General features: G+C 63.6%; 11 protein-coding genes. 2 read left to right on the plus strand and 9 right to left on the minus strand.

Annotation, left to right across the window (positions count from 1 at the left end; all coding sequences use genetic code 11):
- Positions 1–46: 46 nt before the first annotated feature.
- On the minus strand, positions 47–886 hold the full coding sequence (locus tag IB235_RS05940; protein ID WP_155038680.1) for a fumarylacetoacetate hydrolase family protein: 840 nt from the start codon (positions 884–886) through the stop codon (positions 47–49).
- A gap of 146 nt (positions 887–1032) precedes the next feature.
- On the opposite strand from IB235_RS05940, the gene mutS reads away from it, so the two are divergent.
- Positions 1033–3669: a DNA mismatch repair protein MutS gene (gene mutS, locus IB235_RS05945; protein ID WP_192336050.1), complete on the plus strand. Its 2637-nt coding sequence runs from the start codon at positions 1033–1035 to the stop codon at positions 3667–3669.
- Here mutS and IB235_RS05950 read toward each other — a convergent pair.
- The 5 genes from IB235_RS05950 to IB235_RS05970 form a co-directional block, all read right to left on the minus strand.
- Positions 3661–5028 (minus strand): glycosyltransferase 61 family protein, encoded by a 1368-nt coding sequence (locus IB235_RS05950; RefSeq protein ID WP_192336051.1) that lies wholly within the window; start codon positions 5026–5028, stop codon positions 3661–3663. The two genes, mutS and IB235_RS05950, sit on opposite strands and share 9 nt — an antisense overlap.
- 47 nt (positions 5029–5075) lie before the next feature.
- The gene (locus IB235_RS05955; protein ID WP_192336052.1) at positions 5076–5801 is read right to left on the minus strand and encodes a peptidase; all 726 of its coding nucleotides are present in this window, start codon (positions 5799–5801) and stop codon (positions 5076–5078) included.
- A gap of 87 nt (positions 5802–5888) precedes the next feature.
- Positions 5889–6695 (minus strand): transglutaminase family protein, encoded by an 807-nt coding sequence (locus IB235_RS05960; RefSeq protein ID WP_155038684.1) that lies wholly within the window; start codon positions 6693–6695, stop codon positions 5889–5891.
- A gap of 15 nt (positions 6696–6710) precedes the next feature.
- A complete protein-coding gene (locus IB235_RS05965; protein ID WP_155038685.1) occupies positions 6711–7670 on the minus strand; it encodes an alpha-E domain-containing protein in 960 nt (319 codons plus the stop codon).
- An 11-nt stretch (positions 7671–7681) separates the two neighbouring features.
- Positions 7682–9088 carry a circularly permuted type 2 ATP-grasp protein gene (locus IB235_RS05970; RefSeq protein WP_155038686.1) on the minus strand — a complete coding sequence of 469 codons (1407 nt, stop codon included), beginning with the start codon at positions 9086–9088 and terminating at the stop codon, positions 7682–7684.
- Positions 9089–9488: 400 nt separating this feature from the next.
- Between IB235_RS05970 and IB235_RS05975 the strand changes: the two genes are divergently transcribed.
- Positions 9489–9743: a hypothetical protein gene (locus IB235_RS05975; protein ID WP_192336053.1), complete on the plus strand. Its 255-nt coding sequence runs from the start codon at positions 9489–9491 to the stop codon at positions 9741–9743.
- Positions 9744–9923: 180 nt separating this feature from the next.
- Here the strand turns inward: IB235_RS05975 and hspQ are convergent, their stop codons facing one another.
- The 3 genes from hspQ to serA all read right to left on the minus strand — a co-directional run bounded on the left by hspQ (position 9924) and on the right by serA (position 12730).
- Positions 9924–10256, minus strand: coding sequence for a heat shock protein HspQ (gene hspQ / locus IB235_RS05980; protein ID WP_155038688.1), 333 nt, complete (start codon positions 10254–10256; stop codon positions 9924–9926).
- A 72-nt stretch (positions 10257–10328) separates the two neighbouring features.
- Positions 10329–11075 (minus strand): metallophosphoesterase, encoded by a 747-nt coding sequence (locus tag IB235_RS05985; RefSeq protein WP_192336054.1) that lies wholly within the window; start codon positions 11073–11075, stop codon positions 10329–10331.
- 65 nt (positions 11076–11140) lie between these two features.
- On the minus strand, positions 11141–12730 hold the full coding sequence (serA, locus tag IB235_RS05990) for a phosphoglycerate dehydrogenase (RefSeq protein WP_155038690.1): 1590 nt from the start codon (positions 12728–12730) through the stop codon (positions 11141–11143).
- Positions 12731–12820: the final 90 nt, after the last annotated feature.

Consider the following 12820-nt stretch of genomic DNA (forward strand, 5'->3'; position numbering starts at 1 on the left):
TGCGAGGCAAAGCTAATTTTTCGCGTGCCCGCAGATTTCGCGCCCCTTACGGGATCAGCGTGACCGAGGCCCGCATCGTGCGACCGGCCAGGTTGTATTCGGCCTCGATCCGGTGACCGGCCACAGCCGGGGCGAAAGCGGCGAAGGCCCCCAGAGAGATGATCGAGCCCGCCTTGAGGTCGTAATGCCCCTGCTGAACCAGCCACAGCACCACGTCCAGCGGATGCCCCAGCAGCCTGTCGCCACGCGAAATCGCGACGGTCTGGCCATTGTTTTTCAGCGACACGCCCAGCTTGCCCAGATCCTCGACCGGGTTTTCCAGTTCGGAAATCGCAATGCTGTCACCCAGCACGCCCCGCCACGGCGCACCGCCATAGGCGGCCATGATCGGACCGGTCGGAACCGTCCCGCGCGAAAAGGCGATATCGGGCAATTCGATAAAGGGCCGGACGTCGCGCAGGGCGGCGGCAACCTCTTCGCGGGTGGTGGCGTGCATGATCGCCGGATCGCCCACGGTCACGACCAGATCGGCCTCGTAATGGGGCATGCGGCTGCCCCTCAGGCTGAGCCTGCTGCCATTGGGCAGCAACATCGGCCCGAACAGCGCCCCCGAAATCGGCTCCTCTACCCCGAAGCGGTCGCGCACATCCTGCGAGGTGAAGCCGACCTTCACGCCGACCGGCGGTCCCAGTTCTGCCTCAAGCACCGACCGGAAGCTGGTATAGGCGCAATTCGCATCGTCCATGTTGCGCACCACCGGATCGGGCAGACGCTGCCCCGCGATCCAGCCCCGCGCCGCGTTCTGCATCAGCGACACATCCGGGCAGGCGGCATCGGCCGCCGTCACGCAGCACCCCATAACTGCGCCCAGAATCAACGCCTTCATCTGTCCCTCGACCAATCGGACTTTTGCGCGACGATGCATGAAGCCAAGGTTAGTGTCATCCAGAATTACGCAACTATACCGCGACATGGTTTGCATCCGTGGCGTCATCCCATAGAAGGACTTACCCCGAAGGAACAGGCCGAAACATGAGCGATCAACCCACCCCGATGATGGCGCAGTATCTGACGATCCGCGAAGCCAACCCGGGGGCGCTGCTGTTCTATCGCATGGGCGACTTTTACGAGATGTTCTTTGACGATGCCGTCGCCGCAGCCGTGGCGCTGGACATCGCCCTGACCAAGCGCGGCACTCATCTGGGCGAGCCGATCCCGATGTGTGGCGTGCCGGTCCATGCCGCCGAATCCTATCTGCTGACCCTGATCCGCAAGGGCTTCCGCGTCGCCATCGCCGAACAGATGGAGGACCCCGCCGAGGCCCGCAAGCGCGGCGCGAAATCCGTCGTCGCCCGCGACGTGGTGCGGCTGGTCACCCCCGGCACCCTGACCGAGGAAACCCTGCTGGAAGCGCGGCGGCACAATTTCCTTGCCAGTTTTGCCCATGTCCGCGACGATTCCGCGTTGGCCTGGGTCGATATTTCGACCGGCGAGTTCCGGGTGATGACCTGCCCGCCTGCGCGGCTGGCCCCGGAACTGGCCCGCCATGCCCCGCGCGAATTGCTGGCCGCCGAGGGGTCACAGCTTGACGACATCGCGCTTGAGGCAGGCGCCGCCCTGACCGAACTGCCCGCAGGCAGCTTCGACAGCGCTGCCGCAACCCGCAGGCTATGCGCGCTGTTTCACGTGGAAACGCTTGAAGGGTTTGGGAATTTCACCCGTGCGGAACTGGCCGCAATGGGGTCGATCGCCGACTATCTGGAACTGACTCAGAAGGGTCGGATGCCGCTGATCCGCCCACCCGTGCGCGAGGCTGCGGGCGGCGCGATGCAGATCGATGCCGCCACCCGGCGCAACCTTGAACTGACGCAGGCCCTGTCCGGCGGGCGCGAGGGCAGCCTGCTGGCCGCCATTGACCGCACGGTGACGGCGGGCGGCGCGCGGCTGCTGGAACGCCGGATCAGCGCGCCTTCCCGCGACCTGGACCTGATCCGTGCCCGCCAATCCGCCGTTGCCCATCTTGCCTCTGAACCCCGCCTGACCGCCGACCTGCGCGAGGCCCTCAGCCGCGCCCCCGACATGGACCGGGCGCTGTCGCGCATCGCACTCGAACGCGGCGGGCCGCGCGATCTGGCCGCGATCCGCGCCGGGCTGACGCAGGGGACGGCCATTGCCGCAATGCTCGGCTGCGACGACATTGCCGTGCTGGAGCAGGCCGGGCGCGACCTCACCGGCCACGATGCGCTGATCGACCTGCTGGATGAGGCGCTGGTGGCCGAACCCCCGCTGCTGACCCGTGACGGTGGCTTCACTGCGCCGGGCTATGATGCGGATCTGGACGACACCCGGCGTCTGCGCGACGAGGGCCGTGGCGTCATCGCCAGCATGCAGGCCGATTATATCGCCCAGACCGGGGTCACCAGCCTCAAGATCAAGCATAACAACGTCCTGGGTTATTTCATCGAGACCACCTCGACCCATGCCGAACGCATGCTGGCCCCGCCGCTGAACGAGCGCTTCATCCATCGCCAGACCACCGCCAACCAGATCCGCTTCACCACGGTCGAGCTGTCGGAACTGGAAACCCGCATCCTCAACGCCCGCGACCGCGCGCTGGAAATCGAGCGCGAGATCTTCGCCCGGCTGACCCGCGCGGTTCTGGACCGCGCCGGACCCATCGGTCAGGCCGCCCGTGCCTTGGCCGAGATCGACCTGACCGCGGCCTTCGCCGATCTGGCCTCGGGCGAGGGTTGGACCCGCCCGCAGGTCGATGCCAGCCGCGCCTTTCAGATCGAGGGTGGCCGCCATCCGGTCGTGGAACGTGCCCTGAAGCGCAAGGGCGAGGCCTTCGTCGCCAATGACTGCGCCCTGACGGCGGGGGAAACCCCGGCGATTTGGCTGCTGACCGGTCCGAACATGGCCGGTAAATCGACCTTCCTGCGCCAGAACGCGCTGATCGCCATTCTGGCGCAGGCGGGGGGCTTCGTTCCCGCCAGCCACGCCCATATCGGCATGGTCAGCCAACTTTTCAGCCGCGTTGGCGCGGCGGACGATCTGGCGCGCGGGCGCTCGACCTTCATGGTCGAGATGGTCGAGACGGCAGCCATCCTCAATCAGGCCGACGACCACGCGCTGGTGATTCTGGATGAGATCGGGCGCGGCACCGCGACCTGGGACGGGCTGTCGATCGCATGGGCGGTGATGGAGCATCTGCACGCCAAGAACCGCTGCCGGGCGCTGTTCGCCACCCATTACCATGAGATGACCTCGCTCTCGGCCCGGCTGCCGGGTGTCGAAAACGCCACTGTCGCCGTGCGCGAATGGGAAGGCGAGGTGATCTTCCTGCACGAGGTCAGGAAGGGCGCCGCCGACCGCAGCTATGGTGTGCAGGTGGCGCGGCTGGCCGGACTGCCGCCTTCGGTCGTCGAACGCGCCCGCGAAATCCTGCACCAGCTGGAAAGCGGCGAGGATGAGGGCGCGGGCAAACCCGCGGCATTGCTGGACGACCTGCCGCTGTTCCGCAGCGCCCCGCCCCCTGCCCCGATGGCGAAACCCAAGCCCTCGGTCGTCGAGGAGCGCCTGCGCGCGCTGAACCCCGACCAGATCACCGCACGCGAGGCGCTGGACCTGATTTACGAGCTGCGCGAAGGGCTGATCGCGTCAGACTGACCGCGACACGGATGGCTTGCTGATCGCGGCCATCCGCTCATCCACGATCTGCAGGATGCGGTCGGTCGCGCGCTTGCCGATTTTGACCCCCAGATGTCCCTCGGCCATCGGCGGGACAAGGTCGGGGTCATCGACACCGGCAATATCCGCGAAAACCGTGTCGTAATGGCATCCCGATACATGGGCATTGGCCAGGAAATCGCCCCAGCGATGCATCTGCGTCTGACGCGTGCCGATCTCGATCACCAGGGAATCCGGGTGGGAATAGGTCATGTTCGCCAGCCCCGCACCATGCGGCGCAATGACGATATCGGCGGCCTGCATGGCGGCGATCTGCTCCAACGGGGACAGATGCTCAAAGACCACCACTTCAAAGCCACGGCTTCCGAGTTCCTCCAGCAACGGCTCGTGCCCGACAAGCCCACGCGCGCGGGCGTCTCCGGACTCGTCCCGGCCCATGAAAACCAGCTTTGGCATGCCTTTGATGATGTCCGCAGACAGTTGGCCCAAAGCCTGTTCGCGCAGCATGCGCAGGCTTGAATCGAACGAGGCCTTGGAGACCTCCTTGCGATAGGAGTTGTCAGAGTTGAGCTCATGCCATTTCGGCTCGTCAGAGATCGAGACGCAATCGTCGATCCGTGGATCGCGGACCTGATACAGGTAGTGACGATGATTGTAGACCGAACGGACGCGCTCATATTTCGTGCCGCTGGTCACGAAATTCACGCGATCCGCAATGCTGGGGTAGATCGCCGAAATAAAGCGACTCAGGAAACCCTTGATATTATCCTGCGGCAGGTGAAGGTTGATCGGCCTTCCCGACTTGTCCTTCACGAAATGCGCCAGACTGCCCAGGGTCTCGGTGGTGAAATGGTAATAGTTGAAGCCGTTCTTCAACTCGATGGCGATATCCAGATCGTTGCCCTTGCCCTTCCACAGTGCGGGCGTCAGGGTGCCGTTGTTCCTTGCACGCCGAAACGCGGATTTGATCCGGCTCTTGCGCCAGTCGGCATTGTTCTGGACATCGACCTTGTTGCGAATGCGATCGCCAGAGGCACCGTTCAGCCAGAAACGGCCGTTGATCATCGCGAAGGAATTGCGGAACTCGGCATTCTCAAGCACGACAGGCGCCGAGTTGATCTCCATGATCGCCTTGAAACGCTGCAGCTGCTGACGCTCGATAACAAGCTCTTGCAGGTCGTTGATGGTATCGCTGTCACTTCCGGCAAACAGCCGGACGGTTGCGCCTGCAGCCGGTCGCATGACCCAGCCCTTGCGGGGCGGAATGTAATACATCCCTTCGTGCAGCGAAGGCATGTGAAACATGTCCATCGGGGGCCGGCGCAATTCCAATGCCATTCAGGCGCTCCTTCTGATCCAGTACTCGGTCCCGCGGAAGGGCGAGCTCAGAGGCTTACATTTCCAAAACTCTCGCGCAATGCCGCCGACCACGCCGCTGACATCGCGGCGAAGGCGGGGTCGCCGTCGAGGATGCGGCGACGCTGCGAGATGCGTAAATCGTCGCGGGCGATCACCGCCAGATCCAGCGGCATGCCCACCGAAAGGTTCGAGCGCAGCGTCGAATCCATCGACAGCAGCACGGCCTTTTGCGCATCGGCAAGGCTGGTTTCCGGCGTCACCACCCGGTCGAGGATCGGCTTGCCGTATTTATGCTCGCCGATCTGCAGGAAGGGCGTGTCCTCGGTCGCCATGATGAAATTGCCCTGCGGATAGATCAGGAACAACCGCATCTCGCCGTCGCGGCGCTGTCCGGCGACGATCATGCTGGCGCTGGCCTGCTGGTTCAGATCGCGGGTCTGTTCGGCAATCTCGCGCGTGGTGCGGTGCAGGGTTTCGCCGATGATCGAGGCGACCTGCAACATCGAACCCGCCTTCATGATCGAGGTCGTCTCATCGGCCTCGGGGTTCTCGATCGCCTCCTGCAGACGGCCAAGGGTGGTCTGGGTGACCGACAGGCTGCCTGCGGTCATGATCGCGATCACCCGCTCGCCCGGCTCTTCAAAGAAGAACATCTTGCGATAGGTCGAGATATTATCCAGCCCGGCATTGGTGCGCGTGTCCGACAGCAGCACCAGTCCCGCATTCAGTTTCAGCCCGACGCAATAGGTCATCTTCCGGATCCCAAGGCTCGCTTCCCGGACCTGAATAGGCCCAGCCGCCCGGGCACGCAACTCACGGTCACGCAAACCGGGGGTGGGCTATTGCTGGATCTCCTCGACATGCACCCGCACGTCGAGGCTTTCGATGCTGATGCCAAAGGCCATGCCGCGCACCGGCGCCGCGTCCTGCGCGTCATAGCCCGAACCCAGACGCACGTAGCGCTCATCGGGGCAGCAGGCATTGGCGGCGTCGAAGCCGACCCAGCCCAGCGATCCGACATGGATCTCGGCCCAGGCATGGGCGGCGTCATGGGGTTTGCCGCCGACGCTGGTATGCAGATAGCCCGAGACATAGCGCGCCGGCAGGCCGCGTTCGCGGGCGCAGGCGATCAGCGCATGGGCATGGTCCTGACAGACCCCCTGCCCCAGTTCCAGCGCCTCGGCCGCCGAGGTCACCGACTCGGTCGCGCCGGGCGTATAGGCGATGGCCTTGCTGACCGCAGCAGACAGCCGATGCGCGATGTCCAGCGCGTCCTCTCCCTGAACCGAGGCCGCCAGTTCCTTCAGACCCGCATCGGCTTTGGTCGCGGGGGTGCTGCGCAGATAGACGATCGGGCTGACGCTTTCACGATGGCCGCGCAGAACGCCGGCGGTGTCGCGGGTCTCGATCAGGCCTTCGATCTGCACGGTCACTTCCTCGACCGGGCCGCGCACGGTCCAGCCCTCGATCCAGTCCCCGGCCCCGTCGCGGAATGCCGCGCCGCGCTGGCCACCGCTGACCGAGATGCGCCATTCGCTGACCCGCTGCCCTTCATGGACCGAAGGCGTCAACCGCAGGCTTTGCACCAGCGCCTCGACCGGCGTGTCATAGCTGTAACTGGTCTCATGGATGATCTTCAGTTTCATCGGCGCGTCCTCCCCCTACATCCGGCCGCTGAAATAGTCGTCCTGCACCGCATCGGCGATGACGCCGATCTCATTGATGAACCAGCTGAGAAACTCATGCAGGCCCTCGTCAAAGATCGCGTCGATATCGCGTGCCATCAGCTCCTCCAGCGTCTGGCGGGCGCGCAGGGATGCCGTCGCAGGCACCGTCTCGCCATAGCGGCGGGTCAGACCGTCAAGGTTCCAGACCGCCTCATAAAGCGAGGTCAGCAGCGAGCGCGGGCTTTCCCCGTTCAGGATCAGGAAATCGGCAACCTTGTTCGCGGTGACCTCACCGCCATAAGCCCAGTGAAAGGCGCGATGCGCCGACAGCGCGCGCAGGATCACCTGCCACTGGTAGTTGTCCAGCCCCGAGCCGACGAACTCGACCCTCGGCAGCAGCACGAAATACTTCACGTCCAGCAGGCGCGAGGTCGCGTCCGCCCGTTCCAGCGAATAGCCCAGATTGATGAAATGCCAGCCGTCATTGCGCAACTGGCTGGCATTGATCGCGCCGCGCACCGTCGCGCCGTGCCGGGTGGTGAAATCGGTCAGCTGCGCCGTATCGATATCGCCGCGCGGGCGGGCGACCAGCTGGCGCAATTCCTGAAACGCGGTGTTCAGCGCGTCCCAGACCTGATTGGTCAGAGCGGTGCGCACGATCCGCCCACCCTCGCGGGCCTTTTCAAAGCAGGAGGCCACGGATGAGTGGTTCTGCTTGTCAAAGAACAGCCAGGATTCGATGTTCTCCTGATTGATGCGGTCGCCATAATGCTCGGCGAAGGCGTCCTGCGCCCCCGAGGCGCGCAGGAGCGATTCCCATTCGTTGCGGTAACCTTCCTCGGTATTGGGCAGCAGGGTGATACGGGCGCCCACATCAAGAAGCCGGGCGGCGGTTTCCGCGCGTTCCAAGTGGCGACCCATCCAGAACAGGTTGGCGGCGGTGCGGCTAAGCATGGATGCGTCCCTTATTCCGTCAATACCCAGGTGTCCTTGACCCCGCCGCCCTGCGACGAGTTCACCACCAGCGAGCCTTCGCGCAGCGCCACCCGCGTCAGCCCGCCGGGGACCAGCTCGACCCGGTCGCCGCACAGGCAGAAGGGCCGCAGGTCGACATGGCGGGGCGCGATGCCCTCATCGACAAAGGTCGGACTGGTCGACAAGGCCAGTGTCGGCTGGGCGATGTAATTGCCCGGATTGGCCTTGATGAGTTCGGCGAAGCGGGCAATCTCCTCGCGGGTGGCTTTCGGGCCGATCAGCATGCCATAGCCGCCCGAGCCGTGGACCTCCTTGACCACCAGATCCTTGAGGTTTTCCATGACGTATTTGTAGTCGTCGTCCTTCCACAGCGTCCATGTCTGGACGTTCTGCAAAAGCGGCTCCTCGCCCAGATAAAAGCGGATCATCTCGGGGACATAGGTGTAGATCGCCTTGTCATCGGCCACCCCCGCGCCCGGCGCCGAGGCAATCGACACCCCGCCCGAGCGATAGACATCCATCAGCCCCGGCACGCCCAGCATGGAATCCTTGCGGAAGCACAAGGGGTCCAGATAGGGATCGTCGATCCGGCGATAGATCACGTCGACACGTTTCGGCCCCTGCGTCGTGCGCATGTAGACAAAGCCGCCATCGACGAACAGATCGCTGCCCTCGACCAGTTCGACGCCCATCAGGTTGGCAAGGAAGCTGTGCTCGTAATAGGCGCTGTTGTAATGGCCCGGCGTCAGGATGACGATGGTCGGCGTGCCCTCGCATTTCGCCGGCGCGACCGAGGCCAGCGTCCGGCGCAGAAGTTCGGGATATTGGTCAACCGGCTCAATGCGGTTGTTGCGGAACAGACCCGGAAACATCCGCATCATGATCTCGCGGTTTTCCAGCATGTAGCTGACACCCGAGGGCGTGCGGCAATTGTCCTCAAGCACAAAGAACTCATCGCGGCCGGTGCGCACGATGTCGATGCCGACGATATGGGAATAGACCCCACGCGGCGGCACGAAACCCACCACCGCCTTTTCATAGGCCTCGTTCTGAAAGACCAGCCGGGCGGGGATGCGCCCGGCGCGGATGATCTCGGCCCGGCCGTAAACATCGCGCAGAAAGGCGTTCAGCGCACGGGCGCGCTGCTTGATGCCGCGTTCCATCTTGCGCCATTCGCTTTGCTGAAAGACGCGCGGGATCATGTCGAAGGGGATCAGCCGGTCCGGGTCGCCGCCCTCGCCATAGACCGCAAAGGTGATGCCGATGCGGCGAAACAGCGCCTCGGCCTCGGCCTGCTTCATCTGGCGCATCTCGGCGGGCATCGAGGCGACCCAGTCGGACAGCATCGCGTATGGGGCGCGTACCTCTCCGCTTTCGATCATTTCATTATATGACATCGCACCCCCTCAACCCGCATTTCTGCCCATGATCTTCGCAATCGTGGGCGAACTGTCCATCCGGCCAACAGAATTTGCGCAAACGAAGTTCCTGATGGCATGGTTCCAAGCAGGCATTGCCGCAAATTCAGGCATCCGCCGCCAGACGGGCCATAGGCGGCCCGCAGCACGCAGCCGTCGGGCGAATTCGATGAAATTCCAAGGCAATTTCGCCGTAGGATTCACGGAATCGGAAGCAGTTCGGCCCTAGACCGGGACCAGTCGAGGCTTGGGAACTGGTCATGCTGATTACATTGTTGCCACAGCCGGACAACGTCCCAATCGGCACCCACAAGCCAAGGCTGGACGCCGTTCCCATGCTGTTCAGAATTATGCCGGATGTTGTGCCCGGACCGACGGAATGACCGTCCTATCGGACGACCGGCAGCCGATGTTTCACACGATCTTCACCGCCGATCCCCTGCCCGTTCGGCGGACGCTGGGTTTGTTGCGTCAGCGTTTCGCGACCCTTACCGAACCTGATGCGCTGTCCCGGCCGGAACTGGTGTTGATCGAGGTGCTGGACAGCATCTGCACGCGCAGCATCGACCGGGCCAACAGTGCATCTACGCGTCATTCGCTGGATCGAGGGGACTTCCTGCGCCGTGACCGATGACGGACCTGACCCTAGGCCCGTCTTGCCTTGCCGTCCGCGAATTGCCCAAGGGCAGCCTCGATTGGACCGGGCTCCAGCAACTACGCAGTATCCACACGGGGCGGCGCAACTATCTTGGCTTTACCATGCCTTTGGATCACAGTCTGTCCGACTTGCCGCCACCAATGCAATGAAGGCGGGTCAGTTCAGCCCGACCTGCAGCGGATAGCGGCCATCCTCGAACTCGCCGAACATCTCGTCCACCTCGGGATGTTCCAAGGGCTCGCCCGAGACATCCGGCATCAGGTTCTGCTCGGACACATAGGCGACGTAATAGGTCGCCTCGGTTTCGGCATAGAGATGATAGAAGGGCTGATTGCGCGAGGGGCGCGATTCCTCGGGGATGGATTCGTACCATTCCTCGGTATTGGCGAATTCCGGGTCGACATCAAAAATCACACCGCGAAACGGATGCTCGCGGTGACGGACGACTTGGCCCAGACTGTATTTCGCGGTTATGGACGGAATCCGCATCGTGCCTTCCTTTGACGCTGCGCCTCATAGCGCGACCAGCCCGCGCTGTCCACCTTGGGGTGAATCGCGGCCCTAACGGGGCGGCGACGCATGGTGTACCGGCAGGCGGCCTTCATCGGACAGGACATGAATGCCACTGTCGTCAAAGACCACGGCGCTCAGCGGCCCGTCATAGGCGGCGCCGGTATCAACGGCCAGACGGTTGCCAAAATGGGTGACCTGCTCGACCACCGTATGGCCGTGGACGACAAGGATGCCGTGATCGGTCGCATCGTCCAGAAATCCCTGACGTATCCAGACCAAATCATGCTCGGCCTGCTGGGCCAGCGGGATGCCGGGCCGGATACCCGCATGGACGATCAGCGCCTGCGGGATCAGGTGCCACAGCGGCAACCCGTCCAGCCATTGCAGATGCGCCTCGGGCACCGCCCGCATCAGGTCGGCATGGATATCGGCATGGCTGCGCCCTTCGGTCCCGATCCCGTATGAGGCCAAGGTCTGCGCCGCGCCCAGATTGGCATGGTCGATCCAATGCCGACCCGAGGCCAGACCCGGATCGACCCATTCCGGCGTATTGGCAAAACGCGGCAGAAAGCGGTCGTGATTGCCCTTCAGCACCACCCAGTCCCGACCCTCGGCCTGTCCACGCATCAGGTGATCGACGACACCACGCGAATCCGGGCCCCGGTCGATCAGATCGCCGACATGGATGATCTGACCGCCGCCGCCATGCGCGGCGTCATCCTCGGCGATCCGCTCATGCGCCGCTTTCAGCAGCTCCAACTGGCCGTGAATATCGCCGATGACATAGCTGCGCATGAAAGCCTCCGCATGAAAAAGCCCCCGGAGGTTACTCCGGGGGCCGTCAGGTGCAAGGTCGTGGATCAGACTTCGAAGTTGATCGGGCGGACCTGGATGAATTTTCCGGTCGCGCGCAGGGCTTCGATGACCTCGGGCTTCAGCTCTTCGTCCAGATACAGGATGGCAATCGCGTCATCCCCGGCCTTGGTCCGGCCAAGGGTGAAGTTCGCGATGTTCACGCCCAGATCACCCAAGGTCGTTCCCAGCGCACCGATCACGCCCGGCACGTCCTTGTTGCGGGTGTACAGCATGTGCTCACCGATCTCGGCATCGACATTGATGCCACGGATCTGGATGAAGCGCGGCTTGCCATCGCTGAAGACGGTCCCGGCAATCGAACGCTCACGCGTGTCGGTGACGACGGTGACCTTGATATAGCCGTCAAAGATGCCCGATTTCGCCTGCGTGGTGGTCGCGACCTGCACGCCACGCTCGGTGGCGATGACCGGGGCCGAGACCATGTTCACGTCCGGGTTGGTGGCCTTCATCACGCCCGAGATCACCGCAGCGTTCAGCGCCTTCAGGTTCATCTCAGCCGAGACGCCATCGTAAAGCACGTTGATCGCCTTGATCGGCTCATCGGTCATCTGGCCGATAAAGGCACCCAGATGCCCGGCCAGCTTGATCCACGGCCCCATGACGGCGGCTTCTTCGGCGGTGACCGAAGGCATGTTCAGCGCGTTCTGGACGGCACCGGTCAGCAGGTAATCGGCCATCTGCTCGGCCACCTGCAGCGCCACGTTTTCCTGCGCCTCGTTGGTCGAGGCACCCAGATGCGGCGTCACGACGACATTCGGCAGGCCAAACAGCGGGCTTTCCGTGGCAGGTTCGGTCGCGAACACGTCCAAAGCGGCACCGGCGACATGGCCCGACTTCAGCAGCTCGGCCAGCGCCTCTTCGTCGATCAGACCACCGCGCGCGGCGTTGACGATGCGCACGCCCTTCTTGGTCTTCAGCAGGTTCTCGCGCGACAGGATGTTGCGGGTCTTGTCGGTCAGCGGCACGTGCAGGGTGATGAAATCGGCCTTGGCCAGCATCTCGTCCAGCTCGACCTTCTTCACGCCCAGTTCCAGCGCGCGCTCTTCCGACAGGAAGGGGTCATAGGCCAGAACCTTCATGCGCAGTCCAAGCGCACGGTCGATCACGATCGAGCCGATATTGCCCGCGCCGATGATGCCCAGCGTCTTGTTGAAGACCTCGACGCCCATGAAGCGGTTCTTTTCCCACTTTCCGGCATGGGTCGAGGCGCTGGCCTCGGGCAGCTGACGCGCCACGGCGAACATCAGCGCAATGGCGTGCTCGGCGGTGGTGACGCTGTTGCCGAAAGGCGTGTTCATCACGATCACGCCCTTTTTCGAGGCCGCCGGAATGTCCACGTTGTCGACACCGATGCCGGCGCGGCCGATGACCTTCAGGTTGGTCGCGCTTTCCAGCAGCTTCGCCGTCACCTTGCTGGCCGAACGGATCGCCAGACCATCATACTGACCGATGATCTCGGCCAGCTTTTCCTTGTCCTTGCCGATTTCCGGCAGGTAGTCCACTTCGACGCCGCGATCGCGGAAGATCTGGACGGCGGTTTCCGAAAGCTTGTCCGAAACAAGAACCTTGGGCATTTCTTTATCCTCTGGATATGCGGGGTCGGCGTCGCGCCGCGCGCACCGCAAGTCAGCTTCTTTCTTGTCTAAATATCCCGGGGGTCCGGG

The sequence above is a fragment of the Paracoccus sp. PAR01 genome (assembly GCF_014851995.1).
GTDB classification, from domain to species: Bacteria; Pseudomonadota; Alphaproteobacteria; order Rhodobacterales; family Rhodobacteraceae; genus Paracoccus; species Paracoccus litorisediminis.

What these genes read in the sequence shown, in the direction of transcription:
- IB235_RS05940 (WP_155038680.1), bottom strand. Translation starts at nt 886, where the DNA reads ATGAAGGCGTTGATTCTGGGCGCAGTTATGGGGTGCTGCGTGACGGCG.
- mutS (WP_192336050.1), top strand. Translation starts at nt 1,033, where the DNA reads ATGAGCGATCAACCCACCCCGATGATGGCGCAGTATCTGACGATCCGC.
- IB235_RS05950 (WP_192336051.1), bottom strand. Translation starts at nt 5,028, where the DNA reads ATGGCATTGGAATTGCGCCGGCCCCCGATGGACATGTTTCACATGCCT.
- IB235_RS05955 (WP_192336052.1), bottom strand. Translation starts at nt 5,801, where the DNA reads ATGACCTATTGCGTCGGGCTGAAACTGAATGCGGGACTGGTGCTGCTG.
- IB235_RS05960 (WP_155038684.1), bottom strand. Translation starts at nt 6,695, where the DNA reads ATGAAACTGAAGATCATCCATGAGACCAGTTACAGCTATGACACGCCG.
- IB235_RS05965 (WP_155038685.1), bottom strand. Translation starts at nt 7,670, where the DNA reads ATGCTTAGCCGCACCGCCGCCAACCTGTTCTGGATGGGTCGCCACTTG.
- IB235_RS05970 (WP_155038686.1), bottom strand. Translation starts at nt 9,088, where the DNA reads ATGTCATATAATGAAATGATCGAAAGCGGAGAGGTACGCGCCCCATAC.
- IB235_RS05975 (WP_192336053.1), top strand. Translation starts at nt 9,489, where the DNA reads ATGACCGTCCTATCGGACGACCGGCAGCCGATGTTTCACACGATCTTC.
- hspQ (WP_155038688.1), bottom strand. Translation starts at nt 10,256, where the DNA reads ATGCGGATTCCGTCCATAACCGCGAAATACAGTCTGGGCCAAGTCGTC.
- IB235_RS05985 (WP_192336054.1), bottom strand. Translation starts at nt 11,075, where the DNA reads ATGCGCAGCTATGTCATCGGCGATATTCACGGCCAGTTGGAGCTGCTG.
- serA (WP_155038690.1), bottom strand. Translation starts at nt 12,730, where the DNA reads ATGCCCAAGGTTCTTGTTTCGGACAAGCTTTCGGAAACCGCCGTCCAG.